The organism is Arthrobacter paludis (genome assembly GCF_056782315.1).
In genome coordinates, this window is sequence record NZ_JBXAEW010000013.1 from 43,142 (window position 1) to 66,394 (window position 23,253).

Below are 23,253 nucleotides of genomic sequence, written 5' to 3' on the forward strand. Positions count from 1 at the left end.
CCCCTTTCCGGAACGGCGACGGCGCCGACCGGGGCAACGGACCGGTCGACGTATGGACAAGGGTATAGCACGCGCCGGACCCCGGGGTCCGGCGCGTGGCCCGCGGCCCTCCATGGCGTCGCCCGCCGCCCCGGAGGGACGGCGGGCGACGGGTGGCCCTAGACCGCGACGGCCGCCTTCCGCCGGTGCTCGACCGACTCTGCGTGCTCGACCAGGGCCGGCTCGCGCCGGCGCAGCCACGAGTACAACGGTGCCTGCACGAACAGGGTCGACAGGGTGCTCACGATGATGCCGACGAACAGGGCCAGCGAGAGGTCCTTCAGCGTGCCGGCACCCAGCAGGTACGCGCCGATGAAGAGGATCGCCGCCACGGGCAGCACGGCGACAACGGACGTGTTGATGGAGCGGACCAGCGTCTGGTTGACGGCCAGGTTGACCTCCTCGTCGAACGTCCGCTCGGCCAGGTGCTCCGTGTTCTCGCGGACCTTGTCGAAGACGACGACCGTGTCGTACAGGCAGTAGCTGAGAATGGTGAGGAAGCCGATGATCGCGCTGGGCGTCACCTCGAAGTCGGACAGCGCGTAGATGCCGGCCGTGATCACCACGACGACGAGCAGCCCGACCACGGCGGCGAGGGACATCTTCCAGGTCCGGAAGTACAGGGCCATCAGCAACCCGACGAGCACGATGAAGGCGATGAGCCCGACCAGGGCCTGCTGCGAGACGTCCTGGCCCCACGTGGGGCCGATGAACGTGGACGTGACCTGCTCGGGCCCCACGGCGTAGGCCTCCTGCAGCCCCTCGGCCACCTGCAGGGTCTGGTCGTCGCTGAGCCGGTCCGTCTGGATCCGCATGGTGCCCGGGGCGATGTTCGTGACGCGGGGATCCTGCTCGGGGGCCACGGCCGCCACGGCCTGCTCGCCGGCTTCGACGTCGGTGTTCTGGACGTCCGACACGGTGAACTCGGACCCGCCGCGGAAGTCGATGCCCAGGTTGAACCCGCCCTTCGCCACGGGGACCAGGATGGAGAGGACGACCAGGGCCGCGGCGATCGCGAACCAGAGGTTGCGCCGCCGGATGAAGCCGTAGGACCGCTTGCCCGTGTAGAGCTCGTTGCCCCATGTGGCGAGTTTGCTAGGCATGGTCGCTTCCCTTCGTGGCCTCGGCGCGGTCCCCGTCGCCGTCGGCGGCCGCGGCGCGTCGGCGCTCCGCGATGGTCTGGCGCCGGGCGGCCTCGGCCGCGGCGCCCTTGGACTTCCTGGCCCCCGTCGGGGCCGGATTGAACTGGCGGAGGCGGCCGGCCCCCCGGTACAGGGGCTCCGCCCCGAGCAGGGACGGGTCCAGGCCCGACAGCCGGTGGCCCTCGCCGAAGAACCTGGTCTGCGCGAGCAGCTGCAGCACCGGGTGCGTAAACAGGAAGACGACGATCAGGTCGGCGATCGCCGTGAGGCCGAGCGTGAACGCGAAGCCCTTCACGCCGCCGACGGCGACGATGTAGAGCACGACGGCGGCCAGCAGGTTCACGGCCTTGGCCGCGAGGATGGTGCGCTTCGCGCGGCTCCACCCGGTCTCGACGGCGGACGGCAGGCTCCGGCCGTCGCGCAGCTCGTCGCGGATGCGCTCGAAGTAGATGATGAACGAGTCCGCCGTCAGGCCGATCGCGACGATGATGCCCGCGATGCCGGCCAGGGACAGGCGGTAGTTCTGCGCCCACCCGAGCAGCACGAGCGCCAGGTACGTCAGGAACCCCGCCACGATCAGCGACGCGATGGTGACGAGCCCGAGCAGCCGGTACTGGAAGAACGAGTAGGCGGCGACCAGGGCCAGGCCGATGATCCCGGCGATGAGGCCCATCCGCAGCTGGTCCTCGCCGAGGGTGGCGGAGATCTGCTGCTCGGACTGGATCTCGAAGCTGATCGGCAGCGCGCCGTACTTCAACTGCTCGGCCAGGGCCTGCGCGCTCTCCTCGGTGAAGTTGCCGGTGATCTCGGCCCGGCCGTCGCCGATCACGGCGTTGGTCGTGGGCGCCGAGACGATCACCCCGTCGAGGACGATGGCGAACTGGTTCTGGGCCCCCTGGAGGCCCACGAGGCGCTGGGTGACGTCGCGGAACGCGGCCGCGCCCTCGGAGTTGAACTCCAGCTGGACGGCCCACTGGCCTGTTGTGAACCCCTGGGAGCTGCGCTGCATGCCGAACGAGGCGTCCGAGATGTCGTCGCCCGGGATGGCGACCGGGCCGAGGATGTACTTGGCCTGGGTGCCGGGGTCGCAGGCGATCATCGGCTCGCCCGGAGCATGGGTGGAGTCGGTCCGCCCGGCCAGTTCGGTCGGGCAGTCGTAGGCCTCGAACTGCTTCAGCAGGTCGGCGTCGACCCAGTTCGTGTCGGAGCCGTGCTCCGGCTCCGCCGTCGGCTTCGGCAGCTGGCTGGCGGGCGTCCGGCTCTCCTGCGGGACGGCCGCGAACGGCCCCGCCATGATCACGGGCCGGAACTCCATGGCGGCGGAGGCCTGGATGAGTTCGCGCTGCTCGCTGTCCGGGACACCCGGCATGGACACGACGACGTTGCGCCCGGACTGTGTCGTGATCTCTGCCTCCGAGACGCCGGAGCCGTCGACGCGCTGGCGGATGATCTGGACCGCCTGCTCGAGCTGCTCCTGCGTCGGCGCGGCGCCGCCCGCGACCTCCGGCGCCAGGATCATCTGCGTCCCGCCCTCCAGGTCAAGGGCGAGCTTGGGGCCCCACGTGGTGTTCCCGGTGGCGACGCCGGTGACGAGGAGGCCGCTGAACACGATGCACAGCACGCCCAGCCAAAGCAGGGCGCGGCGTGCGTGGCGCACGGGGGCGGATGTAGACATGTGGACGCTTTCTGCTGGGCGGTTCGGTCCGCCGGGCGGTCGGTGCCGTCCCCGGCGCGCTGCGGGCCGGAGGCTACGGGCGGGGGTGCTCCGGACCGTCCGTCCCGTCGGCCGGGCTGCCCGTGCCGTCCGCGCGGCGGTCCGCGTCGTCCAGCGCGCGGTCGGCGTCCGCCGGCTCCGCTGCGGCCGGCTCCGCCGCGGCGGGGGTGGGCTCCACCACACGGGCGATTGCCTGCGAGTGCACCGTGGCGCGGTGGCCCGGCGAGAGCTCGAGGACGACCTTGTTCTCGTCCTTGTCGATGGCGACAACGGTGCCGAACAGCCCGAACTGCGTCATGACCTCGGCCCCGGGCGCCAGGCTCGACTGCAGCTTCTCCTGCTGCGTCTTGGCCTTCCTGCGGCCCCGGAACATCATGATGATCAGGAACGCGAAGGCCGCCAACAGGATCAGGGACATCGGATCGAATCCGCCGCCGTTGGCGGGGGCGGGGGCCTGGGCCAGAACCATGGGGGTCACGTGCGCTACCTGCTCCTTAGTGGTGGGTGGGGGCGCGCCCCGGCAGGGCGGCCGCAGTCCATTCTAGACACGCGGGCTGTGCGGGCGCTGAGGACCGGCCAGCGGGAGCCTACTCCGGGGCGTCGAGGTCCAGCTCGGGCTGCTGCACCGGCGCACCCTGCGGGATGGCCAGCCCGAGGTGGTCCCACGCCGCGGGCATCGCGATCCGTCCGCGGGGCGTCCGCCCGAGCAGCCCCTCGCGCACCAGGTAGGGCTCCGCGACCTCCTCGACGGTCTCCGTCTCCTCCCCCACGGCGATGGCCAGGGTGGACAGCCCCACGGGGCCGCCGCCGAACTTGGTGCACAGCGCGCGCAGCACCGCCCGGTCCAGGCGGTCGAGCCCGCGGCCGTCGACCTCGTACATGTCCAGGGCCGCGCCGGCCGTCTCCGCGTCCACCTGCTCGAGGCCGTGCACCAGCGCCCAGTCGCGCACGCGGCGCAGGAGCCGGTTGGCGATCCGGGGGGTGCCGCGGGACCGGGAGGCGATCTCCGTGAAGGCCGCCGACGTCGCGCGCAGGTCGATCAGCATCGCCGAGCGGCGCAGGACCAACTCCAGTTCGGCCGTCGAATAGAACTCCAGGTGCCCGGTGAACCCGAAGCGGTCCCGCAGCGGTCCGGGCAGCAGGCCGGCCCGCGTCGTGGCGCCGACGAGTGTGAACGGGGGCAGCTCGAGCGGGATGGCCGTGGCGCCGGCGCCCTTGCCGACGACGATGTCGACCCGGAAGTCCTCCATCGCCATGTAGAGCATTTCCTCGGCGGGGCGGCTCATGCGGTGGATCTCGTCGAGGAAGAGGACCTCGCCCTCCGTGAGCGAGGAGAGGATCGCGGCCAGGTCGCCCGCGTGCTGGATGGCCGGGCCGGAGCTGATGCGCAGCGACGAGTTCATCTCCGCGGCGATGATCATCGCCAGCGTGGTCTTGCCCAGCCCCGGCGGCCCGGACATCAGCACGTGGTCCGCGGGGCGCTCGCGGATGCGCGCCGCCTCCAGGACAAGGGAGAGCTGGCGCCGCACCCGCTCCTGGCCGACGAAGTCGTGCAGGTTCTTGGGGCGCAGGGCCGCCTCGAGGGCCCGCTCCTCCGGTTCGCTCGTGGACGCCGTCAACGGCGTGTGCTCCGCGGCCACCGGCTACCGCGCCCGCGCCGCCGCGCCGCGGCCGAGGTCCCGCAGCACGTGGCGCAGGATGGAGGGGACGTCGCCGCCGGCGACGGCGTCGGGCTCCGCCTCGGCCGTCGCGTCGATGGCCTTGCCCGCGTCCTTCTCGGACCAGCCGAGCGAGACCAGGGCCTCCAGCACGTCGCCCCGCCACGCCTGCGGCGCGCTGCCGCCGGCCGGCGCGGCGTCCCGCCCCGTGGGCACGAGCTTGCCGGCCAGCTCCAGGACGATCCGCTGGGCGCCCTTGGGGCCGATGCCGGGAACCCGCGTGAACGCCTTGGCGTCGCCCGCGGACGCGGCGACGCGCACGTCCTCGGGCGAGTGCACCGCCAGGACGGCCAGCGCCAGGCGCGGCCCGACGCCCGCGACACCGAGCAGCGTCTCGAACACGTCCCGCTCGTCGGTGTCCGCGAAGCCGAACAGGGTCATGGACTCCTCGCGGACCACCATCGAGGTGTGCACGAGGGCGTCCTCGCCCGTCCGCAGCGCCCCCAGTGTCTGGGGCGTGGCCTGCACGAGCATGCCGAAGCCGTTGACGTCGACGACGGCGCTGCCCAGGCCCACATGGCGCACGGTGCCGTGCAGGGAGCTGATCATGGTGTTTCCTCCGGCGGGTTCCTCCGGTCCGCGGCGGGCGAACCGAACACATCTACGAACAGCCTAGTGGCCCTGCCGCGGGAACGCCGTCAGCGGCGTGTCCTCCGGGACTTCGCCTCGGCGGCGGCCCAGGCCCGCTGCGCGGGCGTGAGCGCCGAACCCCCGCCGGGAGCGGACGCGGAGGCGTGCGAGCCGGGGGCGGCTCCGCGCCACCCGTGGGTGATGGCGATGGCGACGGCGTCGGCCGCGTCGGCGGGACGGGGCGGGGAGTCCAGGCCGAGGATGCGGGCGACCATCCGCCCGACGGCGGCCTTGTCCGCCTGGCCGCTGCCGGTCACGGCGGCCTTGACCTCGGTGGGCGTGTGCAGGGCGACGGGGATCCCGCGGCGGGCGGCGGAGGCGATCACGATTCCGGAGGCCTGGGCGGTTCCCATCACCGTGCTCACGTTGAGCTGGCTGAAGACCCGCTCGATCGCCAGGGCGTCGGGCGTGTGGCGGTCCAGCCAGGCGTCGATGCCGTCGGCGATCGCCAGCAGGCGCTCGTCGAGCGGGCGGTCGGGCGCGGTGCCGAGGACGGCGACGTCGACGAGGGCGGCGCGCCGGTTGGCGCCGACGTCGACCACGGCCAGCCCGCAGCGGGTCAGGCCGGGGTCGACGCCGACGACCCGCAGCGCCACCTAGTCGTCGGCCTCGAGCTCGGCCTGGACGGCCTCGCTGATGTCGGCGTTGGAGTAGACGTTCTGCACGTCGTCCAGGTCCTCGAGGGCGTCCGCGAGCTTGAGGAACTTGCGGGCGGCGTCGGCCTCGAGCTCGACCTTCATGGACGGGACGAACTCGACCTCGTCGGACTCGTATTCGATCCCGGCCTCCTCGAGGCCGGCCACGACGGCGCGCAGGTCGGTGGGCTCGGAGTGGACCTCGAACGATTCGCCCGATTCCTGCACCTCCTCGGCGCCCGCGTCGAGGACCGCCAGGAGCACGTCGTCCTCGGACAGCTCCTTCTTGGGCAGCGAGACGACGCCCTTGCGCGAGAACAGGTAGCTGACCGAGCCGGGGTCGGCCACGGTGCCGCCGTTGCGGGTGATGGCGACGCGGACCTCGGAGGCGGCCCGGTTCTTGTTGTCCGTCAGGCACTCGACGAGCAGCGCCGACCCCTGCGGGCCGCGCGCCTCGTAGATGATCTCCTGGTAGTCGATGGCCTCGCCGGTGAGCCCGGCGCCGCGCTTGATGGCGCGGTCGATGTTGTCGTTGGGCACCGAGGTCTTCTTCGCCTTCTGCACGGCGAGTTCGAGGGCGGGGTTGCCCGCGATGTCGGCGCCGCCGGCGCGGGCCGCGACCTCGATGTTCTTAATCAGCTTCGCGAAGGACTTGGCGCGCTTCGCGTCGATGACCGCCTTCTTGTGCTTGGTGGTCGCCCATTTGGAGTGGCCTGACATGCTTACGCTTCTCCTCGGATCATCTGGATGAAAAGACGGTGGACGCGCCGCTCGCCCGTGACCTCCGGGTGGAAGGCCGTGGCCAGGAGGTTCCCGGATCGGACTGCGACGATTCTAGCGTTCCCGGGCCCGCCGCCGTCGGGGTCCCCGCCGGGCAGGTCGACCTGCGCGAGCGGCTCCACGCCGTGGCCCACGGACTCGACCCATGGCGCACGGATGAACACGGCGCGCAGTGTCGGGGTCTCTCCCGGCGCGGTGACGGTCTCGAGGCCCTTGAAGTCCAAGTCCGTCTCGAACGAGTCGACCTGCCGCCCGAACGCGTTGCGCCGCACGACCATGTCGATCCCGCCAAACGTCTGCTGGGGCTCCCCCCGCAGGTCGGCGGCCGGGTCGGCCAACCGGTCGGCGAGCAGGATCAGGCCGGCGCACGAGCCGTAGACGGGCAGCCCGTCGGCGATCGCCTCGCGGATCGGTCCGGCGATCCCGAAGGCGCGGGCCAACTTGTCGATGGTCGTGGACTCCCCGCCGGGCAGGACCAGCCCCTCCAGGCCGGCGAGCTCCTCGGGGCGGCGGACCGGCACGGCGCGCGCGCCCCCGGCCTCGAGTGCGGCCGCGTGTTCGCGGACGTCGCCCTGTAGGGCCAGGACACCGATGGTGGACACGTGCGTCTCGCTTTCCCCCGGCGGTCGGGGACGGGCCCCGGTCCGACCGGGGCATGGAAGTGGGGACAGTCCAGCATAAACCCCCGGCGTGCCCCGCCCCACAGCACCGCGTCCTCGCGTGGCGTCATCCCGCGGCGCGGCGCCACGGGCGGGCGCCGTCGTCGTCGGCGCCGTAGGCGTTGACGGTGCGCGTCGTCCGCGCCAGCGAGGCGGCGTCCTCCGCCGTGTCGGTGCACGGGGACGCTGCCGGCAGGGCGCACCACCGGGCCGGGTCCCTGGCCATGATGTGGGCGGTCCAGACGGGGGCCGCGGCCGTCCAGCCGTCGCGGCCGCGCTCGAAGCGCAGGCGCACCGTCAGCCCCTCCCGGTTCACGGCCAGGTCGGTGGCGTGGTCGGCGACGCTGTTGCCCAGCCCGTAGGCGATCCACGTCCCCGCGTGGCGTTCCAGGGGCAGGACGGAGTGCGTGTGGTGGGCGTAGACGAAATCGACCTCGCCGGACTCGGCCAGGGCGCGCGCCGTGCGCAGCAGCTCGTCGTTGGGACGGTCCGTGTACTCGTCTCCCGCGTGCAGCCCGGCCACCACGAGGTCCGCGCCGGCCGCCCGGGCGGCGCGCGCGTCCGCGACCAGCCCGTCGGGATCGAGCCCGTCCACGCGCCAGGGGGCGTCCGGGACGTACCCGTTGAGGGCGTACGTGCCCGTCACGAGCCCTACCCGCGCTCCCCCGGCGTCGACGACGACCGGGCGCTCGGCCTCGGCGCGGGTGCGGTACGTGCCCGCATGGTCGAGGCCGGCGGCGTCGAGCGCGTCCAGGGTCCGCTCCACCCCAGGGGTGCCGGCGTCGAGGGCGTGGTTCGTGGCCGTCGTACAGGCGTCGTATCCCGTGTCCCGGAGCGCTGGCACGATCTGCGGTGGCACGCTGAACGCCGGGTACCCGCTCCACGGGCCCTCCGCCGGGCCGACCGGCGTCTCGAGGTTGCATACGGCCAGCTCCGCGCCAGCCAGGTGGGGCTTCAGCTCGGCGAGCAGCGGCCGGAAGTCCGGACGGCCGCCGCCGTCGCGCTCCGCCTGCTCCCACAGCGCGGGGTGCAGCAGCACGTCGCCGCTGACGACCAGGTCGACACAGTCGGAGGGCGGGCAGGCGGCGCCTGCCGGCGCGCTTCCGGCCGACGGCGGCGGCACGGAGCCGGCCGACGGCGGTACCGAGCCGGACGTCGGGGCGGGGGCGCCGGACGACGGCGGGCGGGTGGCGGACGACGGCGCCCCGGGAACCGGGGAGGCCCGCTCCGGCGTCGGGCCGGGGTCCCCGGCCGGGGGCTGCAGGCACGACGTCAGGCCCAGCGCCAGGGCGCCGGCGAGCAGGCAGGCCGGGAGTCGGCGGACGGGCACGCGCATGGCCCGAGCCTAATGGGACGGGGCCCGTTGGTGCAGACTGGGGTCCATGGTGAACCCGCTGCTGGAGCCCAGCCCGCTGCCCTACGGGGTGCCCGACTTCGCCGCGCTCGACGCGGACGACTACCTGGAGGCGATCACGGTCGGGGTGGCGCAGCGGCATGCGGCCGAGGTGGCGGCGATCGCCGCCGACCCGGGGCCGGCCAGCTTCGAGAACACCTTCGTCGCCCTGGAGCGCAGCGGGCAGGACCTGCGCCGTGCCCGGGCCGCCTACTCCACGGTCCGCGCGTCACACGCGACCGGGGGGATCCTGGCCGTGGACCCCGCCATCCAGTCCCTGCTGGCGGCGCACGAGGACGCCGTCCACTTCGATGCCGGCCTCCATGCGCGGCTGGAGGCCGTGGACACCGCCGGTCTCCGTGGCGAGGACGCCCGCCTGGCCGAGGAGACGCTGCGGCGCTTCCGCCGCGCGGGCGCGGGCCTGTCGGCGCCGGACCGGGGCCGCCTGCGGGAGCTGAACGGGCGCCTCGCCGAACTCGAGGCCGATTACACCCGCCGGATCGAAGCCGCGCTGAACGCGGCGGCCGTCTGGGTCGGGGACGCTGACGGGCTTTCGGGCCTGCCCGCGGACGAGGTCGCGGCGGCACGGGACACGGCGGCGGCCGCGGGCCGGCCGGACGGCTACCTGCTGCCGCTGGCGCTGCCGTCGGCCCAGCCGGTGCTGGAGCGGCTGGAGGACCCCGCGCTCCGCCGCCGGATCCACGAGGCGTCCGTCGGCCGTGGTGCGGACGGCGAGCATGCGACGCTGGCGATCGCGGCCGAGATGGCGGCCCTGCGGGCGGAACGGGCGGGCGTGCTGGGCTACGGCAGCCACGCCGAGTACGCCCTCGGGGACCGGACCGCGCCGTCGCTGGCGGCGGTCCGGGAACGCCTGGCCGCCCTCGCCGCCCCCGCGGTGCGCAACGCGGCCCGCGAGGACGCCCGGGTGGGAGGCGGTGCCCCCGTCGCGCCGTGGGACCGCGCCCGGGGCCTGGCCCGCGTGCGGCGCGACGAGCACGCCGTCGACACGGAGGCGCTGAGGGGCTGGTTCGACCTGGAGCGCGTCCTCGCCGACGGGGTGTTCGCCGCGGCGACCCTGCTCTACGGGGTCTCCTTCCGGGAGCGGCCGGACGTCGCGGGATGGCATCCCGACGTGCGCACCTGGGAGGTTTTCGACGCCGACGGCTCCCCGCTCGGGCAGTTCATGGCGGACTTCTTCACCCGGCCCACCAAGTCCGGCGGGGCGTGGATGGACTCGCTGCGGGACGCGGCCTCCCTGTGGGGGGAGCGACCGGTCGTGACGAACAACCTCAATCTGGCCCGGCCGGCGCCCGGGCGGCCCGCGCTCCTGGGGCTGGACGAGGTCCGGACGCTCTTCCACGAGTTCGGCCATGCGCTGCACGGCCTCTTTTCCGCCGGAAGGTACGCCTCCCTGTCCGGGACCTCGGTGCCACGGGACTTCGTGGAGTACCCGTCGCAGGCCAACGAGATGTGGGCCCTGTGGCCGTCGCTGGCCGAACGCTACGCCGTCCACCACGAGACGGGCGGGCCGCTCCCGCCCGGGACGCTGGAACGGCTCGCGGCCGCCGCGGCGTGGGGCCAGGGGTTCGCGACCACCGAGTACCTCGCGGCGGCGGTCCTGGATCTGGCGTGGCACGGCCTGGCGCCGGGCGAGACCGTGGACGACCCGGCCGCGTTCGAGGACCGGGCGCTGCGGGAGGCCGGGTTCGACCCCGAAGCCGTTCCGCCGCGCTACCGCACCGGCTACTTCAAGCACGTGTTCTCCGGCTGGTATTCGGCCGGGTACTACTCGTACATCTGGAGCGAGGTGCTCGCCGCGGACACGGAGCACTGGTTCCGGGAACGCGGGGGGCCGACCCGGGCCAACGGCGACGCGTACCGGTCCGAGTTGCTGTCCCGCGGCAACACGCGCGACCCGCTGGAGTCCTACCGGGCGTTCCGCGGGCGGGACGCCGCCGTCGGGCCGCTGCTCGCGCGGCGCGGGCTGGGCGCCTGAGCGTGCCGTCCCTGCGGGAGGCCGAGCAGGCGCTCGCCGCGTGGCACCGCGCCCTGGCCGCGGCCACGGGTGGACGGGTGTTCACGACACACGGCTGCGAGTGGGCGTGGCAGCCGGCCCGGCGGCGGCTCGTGCTGCTGTTCCCCGCCGACGCCGGACCGCACGGCCTGCGGCCCGGCCTCGCGGAGGGCCACCGGCTCGGGGCGGCGCGCGTGATCGCCCTCGCCAACGCCGGTGCCAGGGACCGGGGGCTGCTGGCGGCCGGCTTCGCGGACGCCCCTCCCCTCCTCTGGCACGCCGGGCCCGCCGTGGCCGGCGGGGCGGGCTGGCCCGGGACGGTGGCGCTGGAGGACGACCTGCCGGGGGCCCGGGGCGCCGACGCGGAGGAGCTGGCCGTCCTGCGGCGGACCGGCACGGACCCGATGCGGATCGCGCACGCGCTCGCGCGCACCCCGGACGGCGCGGTGGCCGGACGCGCGTTCGGGCTGCGGCTGCCGGGCGGACCGGTGTCCGTGCACGGGGCCGCCGTCGCACCGGAGCAGCGCCGCCGGGGCGCCGGCCGCGCCCTGCTGGCCGCGCTGTGCGCCGGCGTGGCCCCGGGGCCGGACGAGACGGATCCGGGCGGCGCGGTGGCCGGCGCGCCCCCGTCGGCCTCCGCGTTCCTGGCCGCCTGCGGCCTGCCGCTCCTCGGCCGGGGGCGCCGGCTCGTTCTCGGAGGCTAGGCGTCCCCGGCCCCCGGCGGCCCGCCCGGCTCCCCCACCCGCGCGGGGAGCCCGGGACCGGACAACGCGACGGCGGCCGCCCCGGGTGGGGCGGCCGCCGTCGGCGGTGCGGCGCTGGCTACCAGCCGCGCTCGGCGAGCCGGTGCGGCTCCGGGATCTCGTCGACGTTCAGGCCGACCATGGCCTCGCCGAGGCCGCGGGAGACCTTCGCGATGGTCTCCGGGTCGTCGTGGAACGTGGTGGCCCGGACGATCGCGGCGGCGCGCTGGGCCGGGTTGCCGGACTTGAAGATGCCGGAACCGACGAACACGCCGTCGGCGCCGAGCTGCATCATCATGGCGGCGTCGGCCGGGGTCGCGATGCCGCCGGCGGTGAACAGCACGACCGGCAGCTTGCCGGTCTCGGCGACCTCGCGCACGAGCTCGTACGGGGCCTGGAGCTCCTTCGCGGCCACGTACAGCTCGTCCTCGGGCATGGAGGAGAGGCGCTTGATCTCGGCGCGGATCTGGCGCATGTGCGTGGTGGCGTTGGAGACGTCGCCGGTGCCGGCCTCGCCCTTGGAGCGGATCATCGCCGCGCCCTCGTTGATGCGGCGCAGGGCCTCACCGAGGTTCGTGGCCCCGCAGACGAAGGGCACCGTGTAGGCCCACTTGTCGATGTGGTTGGTGTAGTCGGCCGGGGTCAGGACCTCGGACTCGTCGATGTAGTCGACGCCGAGCGACTGCAGCACCTGGGCCTCGACGAAGTGGCCGATGCGGGCCTTGGCCATGACCGGGATGGAGACGGCCTCGATGATGGAGTCGATCATGTCCGGGTCGGACATGCGGGAGACGCCGCCCTGGGCGCGGATGTCGGCCGGGACGCGCTCGAGGGCCATCACGGCCACGGCGCCGGCGTCCTCGGCGATGCGGGCCTGCTCGGCGGTGACGACGTCCATGATGACGCCGCCCTTGAGCATTTCCGCCATGCCGCGCTTCACGCGCGAGCTGCCGGTCGTCGGGGCGGGGGTGTTCTCGTGCTGGGACACGCGCATCCTTTCGGGGAAACGGTATGGGGCGTTCGGGGAACCACCCCATCCTATGCCACGTGGCGTGGCGCACGCCCCCGCGCGACGTCCCGGGACGCCCGCAGCCGCGGCGGGCGCCTAGGCGCGCGACTGGCGCCGGACGGCCGCGACCCGCTGCCCCACCGTCACGACGCTCGCCGCGGCGAGCAGGGCGAGGGCGACCGAGAGCGCCCCCGGGGGCAGGCCGAGCCCGACGAGGCCAGCGAAGACCAGGGCCACGATGAGTCGCTCCGCGCGCTCCGCGATGCCCGTGTTCGCGTCGAAGCCGAGCGATTCGGCCTTGGCGCGCGCGTAGGAGACCAGGGAGCCCGTGGCCAGGCAGGCGAGCGCGGCGACGCCGACGTCGTCCCTGCCGGCCGTCACGAAGCCCCACACGGCCAGCCCGCCGAAGACCGCGGCATCAGCGATCCGGTCCAGCGTCGAGTCCAGGAACGAGCCCCAGCGGCCGTCGCCGCGCTCGGGGGCCTCGGGCAAGCGGGCCATGATGCCGTCGAGCAGGTCGGCGAACACGAGCACCGTGATCGCCACGGTGCCCCAGAACAGCTGGCCCGCCGGATAGAGCACGAGGGCCGCGGCGACCGTGCCCGCCGTCCCGCCGACGGTCACCGCGTCCGGGGTCACGCCCCGGCGCAGCAGCCAGCGGGCCAGGGGCGTCAGCAGGGCGGTGAAGAGCCCGCGGGCGTGCCGGTTGAGCATGGGCTCAGACGCTGTCCCAGGCGTCCGCGATGTCGTCGCGGACCGCCCCCAGGGTGGCCGGGATCGCCTTGGTCTGGGCGATGATCGGGAAGAAGTTCCCGTCGCCGCTCCAGCGCGGGACGATGTGCTGGTGCAGGTGGGCGGCGATGCCGGCGCCGCCGGCGACCCCCTGGTTCATGCCCAGGTTGAAGCCGGACGGGTTGGCCACGGCGCGCAGCACCCGCATCGAGTGCTGGGCGAGCGCGGCCATCTCCGCCGTCTCCTCCTCCGTGATGTCGGTGTAGTCCGGCACGTGCCGGTACGGGCAGACGAGCAGGTGCCCCGAGTTGTACGGGAAGAGGTTGAGCACCACGAACGCCGTCCGGCCGCGGTGCACGATCAGGGCGTCCTCGTCGCTGCGGGTGGGGCCCACGCAGAACGGGCAGTCGTCCTCGCCCGTCACCTGGCCCTGGCCGCGCTTGATGTACGCCATCCGGTACGGCGTCCAGAGCCGCTGGAAGTGGTCCGGGACGCCGCCGGTCGCGAAGTCGTCGGTCACGGCCTGGTCGCCGGCCGGGCCCTCCCCCGCCGGGCCGCCCCAGGCGGCGCCGCCTCCCGCGTCCGCCACGCCTAGGACTCCCGGTTCTCGACGGCCGCGACGATCCGCGCGATCGCCTTCTCCACGGGGATCCCGTTGTCCTGGCTGCCGTCCCGGAAGCGGAAGGAGACGGCGCCGGCCTCCGCGTCCTCGCCGCCCGCGATGAGGGTGAACGGGATCTTGTCCTTCGATGCGTTGCGGATCTTCTTCGGGAACCGGTCGGTGCCCAGGTCGGCCTCCGCGCGGATGCCCCGCGCGCGCAGCTGCGCCACGACGTCGGCCACGTAGTCGTTGAACGCCTCCGCGACCGGCACGGCGCGCACCTGCACGGGGGCCAGCCAGGCCGGGAACGCGCCGGCGTAGTGCTCGATCAGCACGCCCATGAAGCGCTCGACGGAGCCGAACAGGGCCCGGTGGATCATCACCGGGCGCTGCCGGGAGCCGTCGGCGGCCTGGTACTCGAGCTCGAAGCGCTCCGGCAGGTTGAAGTCCAGCTGGATGGTGGACATCTGCCAGGTCCGGCCGATCGCGTCCCGGGCCTGCACGGAGATCTTGGGCCCGTAGAACGCCGCCCCGCCCGGGTCCGGGACCAGCTCCAGGCCGGAGGCGGTCGCGACCTCCTCCAGCGTGCGGGTCGCCTCGTCCCAGACCTCGTCGGAGCCCACGTACTTCTCGGGGTCCTTGGTGGAGAGCTCCAGGTAGAAGTCGTCCAGGCCGTAGTCCTTGAGCAGGTCCAGCACGAAGTTCAGCGTGGTGGCCAGCTCGTCCTTCATCTGCTCGCGCGTGCAGTAGATGTGCGCGTCGTCCTGCGTCATGCCGCGCACGCGTGTGAGCCCGTGCACGACGCCGGACTTCTCGTACCGGTACACGGACCCGAACTCGAACATCCGCAGCGGCAGCTCGCGGTAGGACCGTCCGCGCGAGGCGAAGATCAGGTTGTGCATCGGGCAGTTCATGGGCTTGAGGTAGTAGTCCTGGCCCGGCTTGCGCACGGTCCCGTCCTCGGCCCGCTCCTCGTCGATGTGCATCGCCGGGAACATGCCCTCGCGGTACCAGTCCAGGTGTCCGGAGACCTCGTAGAGCCGGCCCTTGGTGATGTGCGGGGTGTAGACGAACTCGTAGCCGGCCTCCTCGTGGCGGCGGCGCGAGTAGTCCTCCATCGTGCGGCGGATGATCCCGCCCTTGGGGTGGAAGACGGGCAGCCCCGAGCCGAGCTCGTCCGGGAAGGAGAACAGGTCCAGCTCGGCGCCGAGCTTGCGGTGGTCGCGCCGCTCGGCCTCCGCGAGGCGCTCCTGGTAGGCCTTCAGGGCCTCCTTGGTGGGCCAGGCGGTGCCGTAGATGCGCTGGAGCTGCTTGTTCTTCTCGCTGCCGAGCCAGTAGGCGGCGGCGGAGCGGGTCAGCGCGAAAGCGTTGGAGATCAGTTTGGTGTTCGGCAGGTGCGGGCCGCGGCACAGGTCGCACCAGACCGCGTCGCCGGACTTGCGGTCGAGGTTGTCGTAGATGGTGATCTCGCCGGCGCCGACCTCGACGTTGACGCCCTCGCCGGCCTCGTCGGCCTCCGCGGACTTGTCCAGCAGGATCAGCTTGTACGGCTCGTCGGCCATGGCGGCCCGGGCCTCGTCCTCGGTGACCACGCGGCGGGAGAAGCGCTGGTTCTGGTTGACGATCTTGAGCATCATCTTCTCGAGGGTCTTCAGGTCCTCGGGCGTGAAGGGCTCGTCGACGTCGAAGTCGAAGTAGAAGCCGTCGGTGATGTACGGGCCGATGCCCAGCTTCGCGCCCGGGCGCAGCTGCTGCACCGCCTGCGCCATGACGTGCGCGGTGGAGTGGCGCAGCACGTCCAGCCCGTCGGGGGAATCGATGGCGACGCCCTCGACCGCGGTGCCGGCCTCGAGCGGCCGGTCCAGGTCGCGGAGCACCCCGTCCACCCTCATGACGACGATGGCCTTGTCATCGGCGAACAGCTCCGTGCCGGTCGTGCCCGGGGCCACCTCCCGCTGCTCTCCGTTGACACTCAGGGTGATCTGCTCTGGCACGCTGCTTTCCTCGCTTCGTTGTCCGGCTTCATGACTTGTGGCGTACGGGGACCACAGCCAGCCGCGGTCAAGCCTAGCGGCTGGCCGGGCGGGCCAACCAATCGCCGCGCCTACCGGGCGGCGCGGGTCCGGGGCGGCCGGGGCAGCCATCCGGGCACGGTCCGCCGGTAGTCCTCGTAGTCGGTCCCGAAGGTGCGCGCGAGGTGCGGCTCCTCGTAGAGGCGCACGAAGGAGAACGTCATGCAGGACAGGCCGGCGGCGTACGCGTAGAGGCGGGGCCGGCCGAGGAGCAGCGCCTGGCCGGCGACGGCGGAGATGACGGCCATGTACATCGGGTTGCGCACGTAGCGGTACGGGCCGCTGACGACCAGGCGCCGGGGCGGGGCGACGGGGGCCGGGGTGCCGAGGCCCTCGACGGCGAAGCGCCGGAACGCGTCGGCGACGGCGGCCGCGCCGGCCGCGGCCAGCACCGTCCCGAGCGCGCGGGCCGCGGGCCCGCCGGGGACCGGCGTGCGGGGCCGCCACCGGGTCAGCAGCCACGGGACGGCGCCGCCGACCGTCAGTGGCCCGACGGCGAAGGCGGCGGTGCCGGCGATGGCCCGGCGCCGCTGGGCGGCCTCGGCGGGGTCCGGCTTCCGGGGGTCCGCGCGGTGCTGTGTGCGGTTCATGCCCCCATGGTGCCCCGGTGCCGCGGGCGGGCCAAGGGCGCGGGGGCGCGCCGCCGGGCCCCGGCGGGAACGCGGTTGTCGAGGCCCTCGGCCTCCATGAGGCGGGCGAGGCCGCCCGGGTCGCCGGACGCATCCGGCGGGGCCGGGGCGGGGCGGCGGCCGGTGTCCCGGGCCCGGTCCGGGGACGTCAGGTAGCCCGGGCCGGGGAGGGCGGCGGTGTCCGCGAGGTCCCAGGCGCGCAGGGCCTGCAGGCTGATGCCGCGGGGGCCGGTGCGGCGGGTCTTGCCGTGCACGAGCAGCAGCCGGGTCCCGAACAGGAGCGGACCGGAGTTCTCCTGGGCCTCCTGGAAGAACGTGCAGTCCACGCAGCCGGTCCCGTCGTCGAGCGAGATGAACACGACCCTCCGCCCGCCGCGCATCGGCGGGGTCTGCGTGGCCACACGGATCCCCGCGACGAGCACCTCCGCGCCGTTGCGCAGCCCCAGCAGCTCCCCGGCGCTGGTGGTCCCGAGCCGGCGCAGCAGCGGCCCGTGGCTGTCCATGAGGTGGCCGCTCGCGTCGACGGCGAGCAGGTCCAGTTCGGTGCGGACCGTCTCCTCCGCGGTCGGTGCGGGCGATCCGTCCGGCAGGGCGGCGGCCTCGAGGTCCGGCAGCGGCAGGGGCAGCTGGCCCGGCAGGGGCCGGTGCCGCGGCGCCGGGCGCGCCGCGGAGCGCTGGGCGAGCAGGTGCCGGACCAGGTCGGCGCGGTTGCCGCGGCCGGCCCGGGCCTGGAACGCGTCGAACGCCCCGAGCGCGGCCAACCGCTCGAGCGAGGCCCGGGTCAGGCCCGCCCGGTCCCGCACGTCCGCCAGCGAGGCGTAGGGCTGGCCGGCAACGGCCCGCCGGACCTCCCTCCCGGACACCCCGTGGATGCCGGACAGGGCGAGTCGGATCCCGAGCCGGCCCTCCCCCGTGCGCTCCACGTGGTAGGCGGCCGCGCTGCGGTTGATGTCCACCGGCAGGATCGGGATCCCCAGCCGCCTCGCCTCGGCGACGAGCAGCCGCTTGGGGTACATGCCGGGGTCGTGCTCCCACAGCCCGGCCAGGAAGGCCTCCGGATGGTGGGCCTTCAGCCAGGCGGACTGGTACGTGGGCACCGCGAACGCGGCCCCGTGGGCCTTGCAGAACCCGAAGCTGCCGAAGGCCTGCAACGTCCTCCACACCGTGTCCACGACGTCGAGCGCGTACCCCCGTTCCCGCGCGCGGGAACGGAAGAACGCCTCGACCTCCGGCTCCCGGTCCGGGTTGCCGAGCAGCCTCCGGAAGACGTCGGCCTTCGCCAGCGAGCATCCCGTCATGGTGTGGAACGTGCGCAGCACCTGCTCGTGGAAGACCGTGACCCCGTGCGTCTCGGCGAGCGCGGGCTTCAGGTCCGGGTGCGGGTAGCGCTCGGGGGCGAAGCCGTGCCGGTTCTCCAGGTAGGGCCGGACCATGTCCGACTGCATGGGTCCGGGCCGGAACAGAGAGATGTCGATGATCAGGTCGTTGAACTCGCGCGGCTGCAGCTTGCCCAGCAGCTCGCGCTGCCCGGGGGACTCGATCTGGAAGCAGCCCAGGGTGTGGGTGCTGCGGATCAGCTCGAACGTCGCCTCGTCGTCAAGGGGCACGCGCTCCAGGTCGATCCGCCCGTCGGGCGCGACGTACGCGGGCGGGCCGCCCTCCGGGCCGGGCGGGTGGCCGCCGGCGGCGGCCACCTCCTCGGCGCCGCCGTGGATGCGCACCACCTCGTCGAGCGCGTGGGCCATCGCCGACTGCATGCGCACGCCCAGCACGTCCAGCTTCAACATGCCCATCGGGTCCATGTCGTGCTTGTCGAACTGGCTCATGGGCAGCCCCAGCCCGCTGGGCTGGACCGGCGTGCGGTCCAGCAGGGACGCGTCCCCGAGGATCACCCCGCACGGGTGCATGGAGATGTGGCGGGGCAGCCGGTCGAGCCGCTCGGTGATGTCCACCAGCAGGTCCAGCTGGCGCTCCCGGCCCACGCGTTCGGCGAAGGGCCTCAGCTCCGGCTTCTCGGCGAGCGCCTGCCTGAACCCCCCGGCGGAGAAGCGCCACAGCTGCTTGGCGATCGCGTCGATCTCGGCCTCGTCGAAGCCCAGGGCCAGGCCGGCGTCGCGGACGGCGCCGCGGGCGCGGTAGCCGTTCTGCATGCTCATGAGCGTGACCCGCTCGGGGCCGAACCGCTCGAAGATCCGGTGGTAGATCCGGTGGCGCTCGGCGGACTCGACGTCGATGTCGATGTCGGGCAGCGTGGAGCGGTCCAGGGAGAGGAACCGCTCGAAGAGCAGGTCGTGGGCCAGCGGGTTCACGTGGCTGATGCCCAGCAGGTAGTTGACCAGGCTGGAGGCGCCGGAGCCGCGGGCGGCGCTGCGGACGCCGAGCCCGGCGATCATGGTGGAGACCTCGGCGACGGTGAGGAAGTAGGGGGCGAAGCCCAGGCCGGCGATGGTGGACAGCTCGGCGCCCAGGCGGCGGCGGACCTCGGGGGCGTCGGCGCCGGCGCCGAGCAGGCGCGTGGCCCCGGCCTCGCAACGGGCGAGCAGTTCGCGGTCGGGGGCCCCGGCGATGCCGATGACCTCGGCCTCGGGGACGACGGGCCGGCCCCAACCGGCGTCGGCGACCGGGTCCAGCCGGCAGCGGTCGGCGACGGCGGCGGTGTCCGCCAGCAGCCGGGCGGCCTCCGCGCCGCCCCATCCGGCCTCGCGGCAGAGTTCCCGGGCCAGGCCTGCCATCTCCGCGGGGCCCTTCAGCCAGCCCTGCCCGTTCGGCTGCAGGTCGTCAAGGGCCTCGAGGGACGTCAGGGCGCGGGCGGCGTCGAGCACGTCGGCGGTCGCGGCGCCGTCGGGCTCCGCATAGCGGACCGCGTTGGAGAGCACCACCGGCACCCCGCAGTCCCGCGCGGCGCGCGCCAGGCGCACGGCGTGGGCGGTGCTGAGCCGCCCGCCGGGGTGGCTCAGGTGGGTGACGGCCTCGACGGCGAGCGCGCCGTCCGGCAGGGCCGAGCGCCAGGCGGCCAGCAGCTGCCGGGCCCGGGAGTAGCCGCGCTCCTGCGCGGCGCGCCCGACGTCGGAGTACGGGCCCAGCAGCACGATCAGCCGGGCGGTCCCGTCCTCCCCGGCCGCGTGGGCGGCCAGCTCGGAGGCGGTGACGCCGACCGGGCGGGCGGACGGGCCGCCGGTTCCGGCGTGGGCGGCCGAGACGAGCCGGCACAGGGCGTGGTAGCCGGCGCCGCCGTCGTGCCCGGTGGCCAGCACGACGACGCGGCCGGCGACCGGCGGCTGCCGGGGGCGCCGCCCGCGCGCGGCGCGCGGCGCGGCCCCGAGCACGGCGAGGTCGACGCCGACGAGGGGGTCCAGCCCGTGCTCGCGGCACGCCTTGAGGTGCTTGACGGTGCCGTAGAGCCCATCGCGGTCGGTGCACGCGAGGGCGTCGGCGCCGTCGGCCGCCGCCCGGGCGGCGAGGTCCTCCGGCCACGAGGCGCCGTAGTGGGCGCTGAACGCGGTGGCGACGTGGAGGTGGGTGAAGGTCACGCGCTCTCCCGCAGAGCGTCGTGGATGCGCACGATCCGCCAGCGTCCCGTGCCGGTGTGCCGGGAGACATCGAACGTGAGCAGCGGGCCGCGCCCGGCCAGCCGGACCTGGAGGCGCCAGATCTCGTGGTCCACCAGACCCGGGCCGCTGCCCCGCTGGGCGCGCGGCTCCTCGGCCCACCAGCGGCGGCGCTCGAACCAGCGCACCGGCTCGGCGGCCACGCGGTATTCGCGCCCCTGCCAGCGCAGCCGCAGGGGCTGGCCGGTGGGCGTGCAGTCGACCTCGATGGACTGGGTGAACAGGCCCATACCGAAACCTCCATCGCGCCGGCCGGGTGTGAGGGTCCGGGGGCGCCCTTGGGTACGGGAAGCCGGCGCCGCAGGGGGAAGCTCGGTGGCGCCAACTCCATTTTATTCGAACTTTTGTTCGATTCCAAGGCTAGGGAGGCGCACCGACGGATTGGGCGCTACCCTGCCGCCATGGACTATCCCGCCATCACCGCAGTGACCCTGGGCGTGCGCGACGTCGAGGCCTCCCGCGCCTTCTACGTGGACGGGTTGGGCTTCGAGCCGCTGCAGCACCTGCCCGGGGAGATCGCGTTCGTCCGCGCCGGGCACGGGCTGATGCTCGCCCTGTGGAACGTGGCCAGCATGCCGGGCGAGTACGGCGACGTCGGCTTCGGGGCGCAGGCCCCACCCGTGTCCCTGGGGCACAACACGGACTCCCCCGGGGCGGTCGCCGGGCTCTACGCGCGGGCGCTGGCGGCCGGCGCGGCGGCGGTCGAGGAACCCGGCCGGCGCCCGTGGGGCGGAACCAGCGCGTGCGTCGCGGACCCGGACGGCTACCGCTGGGACTTCGTCCACAACCCGGCGTTCTCCATCGGGGACGACGGCGCCGTCGCGCTCGGGTAGTGCGCGGCCCGGCCGCGCCCGGGCCCTAGAAGAGCCCGCCTGGCTCCGCCGGCTCCGGCACGGCGGGCTCGATGAGCTCGGGCCCGTCGTTGCGCACGTTCCCGACGGCGGCCCCGACCTCCCGCACGTCCCAGCGCCGGGCGACGTCCGGCGCCTCCGCGACGGCCCGCTCGATCAGCGGCAGCGGCTCGCGCGCCCCGGGGTCGAGCCAGGCGTCCATCCCGTCCCGCGACAGCGGCAGGGGGACGCGGTCGTGCAGGGTGGCCAGCCGCTCCAGCACCGCATCGCCCGTGCCCTCCGGCGGGGAGGGCATGGTCAGGATCGAGGTCGAGAGCAGCCACCGCCCCGGGTCGCCGGACTCCCGGGACGGGTCCTTCCACCACTCGTAGAGCCCGGCGAAGAAGACCAGGGACCCGTCGGCGGGGTGCACGTAGTGCGGGGTCTTCCGCGCGCCGCGGCCGGCCCCCTCCCGCTGCCACTCGAAGTAGCCCTCGGCGGGGACGGCGCAGCGCCGGGCCTGGGCCGCGCGGCGGAACGTCGGCTTCTCCGCGGCGGTCTCGCTGCGCGCGTTGAAGGCCCGCACGCCGACGGCGGGGTCCTTGGCCCACCCCGGCACCAGCCCCCAGCGGGCGACGTGGACCTGGCGGGCCGGCTCGCCGTAGACGAGCCGCTCCAGCACGACGGCGACGTCCGAGGTGGGGGCGATGTTCCACGACGGGGGCAGCGCCAGGTCCCCCGGGTCCTCGGCCCCGGCCTCCGCGACGAGGTCCCCGACCGCCCTGGCCATGACATAGCGACCGCACATGGAATAAGCGTCCCACACGGCCGGTTGGCTTGGGCATGAGCGCAGCGAACCTCAACGAATACGTCCCCCAGGCCGGGGCGGTCACCATGTTCACCACGTCCTGGTGCGGCTACTGCCGGAACCTCAAGCGGGCCATGGACGCCGACGGCATCGCCTACCGCGAGGTCAACATCGAGGAGGTGCCCGGCACCGCCGAGATCGTCGAGTCCTTCAACGGCGGCAACCAGACCGTGCCGACCCTCGTCTTCCCCGACGGGACGGCCGCGACCAACCCCCGCATCGCCGAAGTGAGGGAGCGACTTTCCTAGACCCGTGTGGTTGGATGAGGGGTGCCGGCCGCCACAGGCCGGCACCCCCTTGTTTTCCAAGCACCAAGCGCGGCCGCGTGGGCGGCCGGAGGGAAGGAGCGCCATGCCGCAGAAGGTCCAGGGCGTTGTCGTGCGGGCCAAGGACGCCCCGGTCGAGACCACCACCATCGTCATCCCCGACCCGGGGCCGGGCGAGGCCGTGGTCGACATCCTCACGTGCGGGGTCTGCCACACGGACCTGCACTACAAGCAGGGTGGCATCGGGGACGAGTACCCCTACCTGCTCGGCCACGAGGCCACCGGCGTCGTCTCCGCCGTCGGCGAGAACGTCACGGAGGTCGCCGTGGGCGACCGCGTCATCCTGAACTGGCGCGCCGTGTGCGGCCAGTGCCGCGCCTGCGCCAAGGGCCAGCCGCAGTACTGCTTCGACACCCACAACGCCACCCAGAAGATGACCCTCGAGGACGGCACCGAGCTCTCCCCGGCCCTGGGCATCGGCGCCTTCGCCGAGAAGACCCTCGTCGCGGCCGGGCAGTGCACCAAGATCGACGAGGACGTCGACCCCGCCGCCGTGGGCCTGCTCGGCTGCGGCATCATGGCCGGCATCGGCGCCGCCATGAACACCGGCGAGGTCAAGCGCGGCGAGTCCGTGGCCGTCATCGGCTGCGGCGGCGTCGGCATCGCCGCGATCGTGGGCGCCAAGCTCGCCGGGGCCACCACGATCATCGCCGTCGACATCGACGACGCCAAGATCGAGCTGGCCAAGCAGCAGGGCGCCACCCACGGCGTGAACTCCAAGGCCTCCGACGCGGTCGAGGCCATCCGCGAGCTGACCGGCGGCTTCGGCGCCGACGTCGTCATCGACGCCGTGGGCCGCCCGGAGACCTACAAGCAGGCCTTCTACGCCCGCGACCTCGCCGGCCGGGTCGTGCTCGTCGGCGTGCCGACCCCGGAGATGTCCCTGGAGCTGCCGCTGCTGGACGTCTTCGGCCGCGGCGGGTCCCTGAAGTCCTCCTGGTACGGCGACTGCCTGCCCAGCCGCGACTTCCCGATGCTCGTCGAGCAGTACAAGCTCGGCCGCCTGGACCTGGACGCCTTCGTCACCGAGCGTATCGGCATCAAGGACGTCGAGGCCGCGTTCGAGAAGATGCACGGCGGCAAGGTCCTGCGTTCCGTGGTGGAGCTCTAG

The 23,253-nt window shown here is 74.1% G+C and carries 21 protein-coding genes and 1 pseudogene; 5 read left to right on the top strand and 17 right to left on the bottom strand.

Features of this window, described 5'->3' with window-relative positions:
- Positions 1–158: 158 nt before the first annotated feature.
- The 9 genes and pseudogenes from secF to AC1Q5D_RS12265 form a co-directional block, all read right to left on the bottom strand.
- Entirely contained in the window at positions 159–1,142 is a 984-nt protein-coding gene (gene secF / locus AC1Q5D_RS12225; protein ID WP_481738737.1) for a protein translocase subunit SecF, read from the bottom strand.
- Positions 1,135–2,856: a protein translocase subunit SecD gene (gene secD, locus AC1Q5D_RS12230; protein ID WP_481738738.1), complete on the bottom strand. Its 1,722-nt coding sequence runs from the start codon at positions 2,854–2,856 to the stop codon at positions 1,135–1,137. Before secD ends, secF begins: the two co-directional genes overlap by 8 nt.
- 73 nt (positions 2,857–2,929) lie before the next feature.
- On the bottom strand, positions 2,930–3,364 hold the full coding sequence (gene yajC, locus AC1Q5D_RS12235; RefSeq protein WP_481738814.1) for a preprotein translocase subunit YajC: 435 nt from the start codon (positions 3,362–3,364) through the stop codon (positions 2,930–2,932).
- A gap of 118 nt (positions 3,365–3,482) precedes the next feature.
- Positions 3,483–4,514, bottom strand: coding sequence for a Holliday junction branch migration DNA helicase RuvB (gene ruvB, locus AC1Q5D_RS12240; protein ID WP_481738815.1), 1,032 nt, complete (start codon positions 4,512–4,514; stop codon positions 3,483–3,485).
- A 10-nt stretch (positions 4,515–4,524) separates the two neighbouring features.
- Positions 4,525–5,162 (bottom strand): annotated as a pseudogene (gene ruvA, locus AC1Q5D_RS12245) (Holliday junction branch migration protein RuvA); the annotation flags it as partial.
- Positions 5,163–5,251: 89 nt separating this feature from the next.
- The gene (gene ruvC / locus AC1Q5D_RS12250; RefSeq protein WP_481738739.1) at positions 5,252–5,839 is read right to left on the bottom strand and encodes a crossover junction endodeoxyribonuclease RuvC; all 588 of its coding nucleotides are present in this window, start codon (positions 5,837–5,839) and stop codon (positions 5,252–5,254) included.
- Positions 5,840–6,598, bottom strand: coding sequence for a YebC/PmpR family DNA-binding transcriptional regulator (locus tag AC1Q5D_RS12255; RefSeq protein ID WP_481738740.1), 759 nt, complete (start codon positions 6,596–6,598; stop codon positions 5,840–5,842). It abuts the gene before it with no gap.
- A 2-nt stretch (positions 6,599–6,600) separates the two neighbouring features.
- Positions 6,601–7,260 carry a pyridoxal 5'-phosphate synthase glutaminase subunit PdxT gene (gene pdxT / locus AC1Q5D_RS12260; protein WP_481738741.1) on the bottom strand — a complete coding sequence of 220 codons (660 nt, stop codon included), beginning with the start codon at positions 7,258–7,260 and terminating at the stop codon, positions 6,601–6,603.
- 124 nt (positions 7,261–7,384) lie between these two features.
- Positions 7,385–8,653 carry a CapA family protein gene (locus tag AC1Q5D_RS12265; protein WP_481738742.1) on the bottom strand — a complete coding sequence of 423 codons (1,269 nt, stop codon included), beginning with the start codon at positions 8,651–8,653 and terminating at the stop codon, positions 7,385–7,387.
- Between the two features lie 46 nt (positions 8,654–8,699).
- On the opposite strand from AC1Q5D_RS12265, the gene AC1Q5D_RS12270 reads away from it, so the two are divergent.
- A complete protein-coding gene (locus AC1Q5D_RS12270; protein WP_481738743.1) occupies positions 8,700–10,706 on the top strand; it encodes a M3 family metallopeptidase in 2,007 nt (668 codons plus the stop codon).
- Positions 10,707–10,708: 2 nt separating this feature from the next.
- Positions 10,709–11,428 (top strand): GNAT family N-acetyltransferase, encoded by a 720-nt coding sequence (locus tag AC1Q5D_RS12275; protein ID WP_481738744.1) that lies wholly within the window; start codon positions 10,709–10,711, stop codon positions 11,426–11,428.
- 118 nt (positions 11,429–11,546) lie between these two features.
- Here AC1Q5D_RS12275 and pdxS read toward each other — a convergent pair whose 3' ends face one another.
- The 7 genes from pdxS to AC1Q5D_RS12310 all read right to left on the bottom strand — a co-directional run bounded on the left by pdxS (position 11,547) and on the right by AC1Q5D_RS12310 (position 20,348).
- Entirely contained in the window at positions 11,547–12,455 is a 909-nt protein-coding gene (pdxS, locus tag AC1Q5D_RS12280) for a pyridoxal 5'-phosphate synthase lyase subunit PdxS (RefSeq protein WP_481738745.1), read from the bottom strand.
- Between the two features lie 117 nt (positions 12,456–12,572).
- A complete protein-coding gene (gene pgsA, locus AC1Q5D_RS12285) occupies positions 12,573–13,190 on the bottom strand; it encodes a phosphatidylinositol phosphate synthase (RefSeq protein ID WP_481738746.1) in 618 nt (205 codons plus the stop codon).
- Positions 13,191–13,194: 4 nt separating this feature from the next.
- Positions 13,195–13,797, bottom strand: a complete 603-nt coding sequence (locus AC1Q5D_RS12290; RefSeq protein ID WP_481738747.1) for an HIT family protein — start codon at positions 13,795–13,797, stop codon at positions 13,195–13,197.
- A gap of 2 nt (positions 13,798–13,799) precedes the next feature.
- Positions 13,800–15,803, bottom strand: a complete 2,004-nt coding sequence (gene thrS / locus AC1Q5D_RS12295; RefSeq protein ID WP_481738748.1) for a threonine--tRNA ligase — start codon at positions 15,801–15,803, stop codon at positions 13,800–13,802.
- Between the two features lie 110 nt (positions 15,804–15,913).
- Positions 15,914–16,471: a methyltransferase family protein gene (locus tag AC1Q5D_RS12300; RefSeq protein WP_481738749.1), complete on the bottom strand. Its 558-nt coding sequence runs from the start codon at positions 16,469–16,471 to the stop codon at positions 15,914–15,916.
- Positions 16,468–20,040 (bottom strand): DNA polymerase III subunit alpha, encoded by a 3,573-nt coding sequence (locus AC1Q5D_RS12305; protein ID WP_481738750.1) that lies wholly within the window; start codon positions 20,038–20,040, stop codon positions 16,468–16,470. The genes AC1Q5D_RS12300 and AC1Q5D_RS12305 overlap by 4 nt, the downstream gene beginning before the upstream one ends.
- Positions 20,037–20,348: a DUF6504 family protein gene (locus AC1Q5D_RS12310; protein WP_481738751.1), complete on the bottom strand. Its 312-nt coding sequence runs from the start codon at positions 20,346–20,348 to the stop codon at positions 20,037–20,039. The genes AC1Q5D_RS12305 and AC1Q5D_RS12310 overlap by 4 nt, the downstream gene beginning before the upstream one ends.
- Before the next feature lie 171 nt (positions 20,349–20,519).
- Here AC1Q5D_RS12310 and AC1Q5D_RS12315 point away from each other — a divergent pair, with 171 nt between their 5' ends.
- Positions 20,520–20,951: a VOC family protein gene (locus AC1Q5D_RS12315; RefSeq protein ID WP_481738752.1), complete on the top strand. Its 432-nt coding sequence runs from the start codon at positions 20,520–20,522 to the stop codon at positions 20,949–20,951.
- 25 nt (positions 20,952–20,976) lie between these two features.
- Here AC1Q5D_RS12315 and AC1Q5D_RS12320 read toward each other — a convergent pair whose 3' ends face one another.
- Positions 20,977–21,756: an SOS response-associated peptidase gene (locus tag AC1Q5D_RS12320; protein ID WP_481738753.1), complete on the bottom strand. Its 780-nt coding sequence runs from the start codon at positions 21,754–21,756 to the stop codon at positions 20,977–20,979.
- 35 nt (positions 21,757–21,791) lie between these two features.
- Between AC1Q5D_RS12320 and AC1Q5D_RS12325 the strand changes: the two genes are divergently transcribed.
- Positions 21,792–22,064, top strand: coding sequence for a glutaredoxin domain-containing protein (locus AC1Q5D_RS12325; RefSeq protein ID WP_481738754.1), 273 nt, complete (start codon positions 21,792–21,794; stop codon positions 22,062–22,064).
- 103 nt (positions 22,065–22,167) lie between these two features.
- Positions 22,168–23,253, top strand: a complete 1,086-nt coding sequence (locus tag AC1Q5D_RS12330) for an S-(hydroxymethyl)mycothiol dehydrogenase (protein ID WP_481738755.1) — start codon at positions 22,168–22,170, stop codon at positions 23,251–23,253.

What these genes read in the sequence shown, in the direction of transcription:
- secF (WP_481738737.1), bottom strand. Translation starts at nt 1,142, where the DNA reads ATGCCTAGCAAACTCGCCACATGGGGCAACGAGCTCTACACGGGCAAG.
- secD (WP_481738738.1), bottom strand. Translation starts at nt 2,856, where the DNA reads ATGTCTACATCCGCCCCCGTGCGCCACGCACGCCGCGCCCTGCTTTGG.
- yajC (WP_481738814.1), bottom strand. Translation starts at nt 3,364, where the DNA reads ATGGTTCTGGCCCAGGCCCCCGCCCCCGCCAACGGCGGCGGATTCGAT.
- AC1Q5D_RS12255 (WP_481738740.1), bottom strand. Translation starts at nt 6,598, where the DNA reads ATGTCAGGCCACTCCAAATGGGCGACCACCAAGCACAAGAAGGCGGTC.
- AC1Q5D_RS12265 (WP_481738742.1), bottom strand. Translation starts at nt 8,653, where the DNA reads ATGCGCGTGCCCGTCCGCCGACTCCCGGCCTGCCTGCTCGCCGGCGCC.
- AC1Q5D_RS12270 (WP_481738743.1), top strand. Translation starts at nt 8,700, where the DNA reads ATGGTGAACCCGCTGCTGGAGCCCAGCCCGCTGCCCTACGGGGTGCCC.
- pgsA (WP_481738746.1), bottom strand. Translation starts at nt 13,190, where the DNA reads ATGCTCAACCGGCACGCCCGCGGGCTCTTCACCGCCCTGCTGACGCCC.
- AC1Q5D_RS12300 (WP_481738749.1), bottom strand. Translation starts at nt 16,471, where the DNA reads ATGAACCGCACACAGCACCGCGCGGACCCCCGGAAGCCGGACCCCGCC.
- AC1Q5D_RS12310 (WP_481738751.1), bottom strand. Translation starts at nt 20,348, where the DNA reads ATGGGCCTGTTCACCCAGTCCATCGAGGTCGACTGCACGCCCACCGGC.
- AC1Q5D_RS12315 (WP_481738752.1), top strand. Translation starts at nt 20,520, where the DNA reads ATGGACTATCCCGCCATCACCGCAGTGACCCTGGGCGTGCGCGACGTC.
- AC1Q5D_RS12320 (WP_481738753.1), bottom strand. Translation starts at nt 21,756, where the DNA reads ATGTGCGGTCGCTATGTCATGGCCAGGGCGGTCGGGGACCTCGTCGCG.
- AC1Q5D_RS12325 (WP_481738754.1), top strand. Translation starts at nt 21,792, where the DNA reads ATGAGCGCAGCGAACCTCAACGAATACGTCCCCCAGGCCGGGGCGGTC.
- AC1Q5D_RS12330 (WP_481738755.1), top strand. Translation starts at nt 22,168, where the DNA reads ATGCCGCAGAAGGTCCAGGGCGTTGTCGTGCGGGCCAAGGACGCCCCG.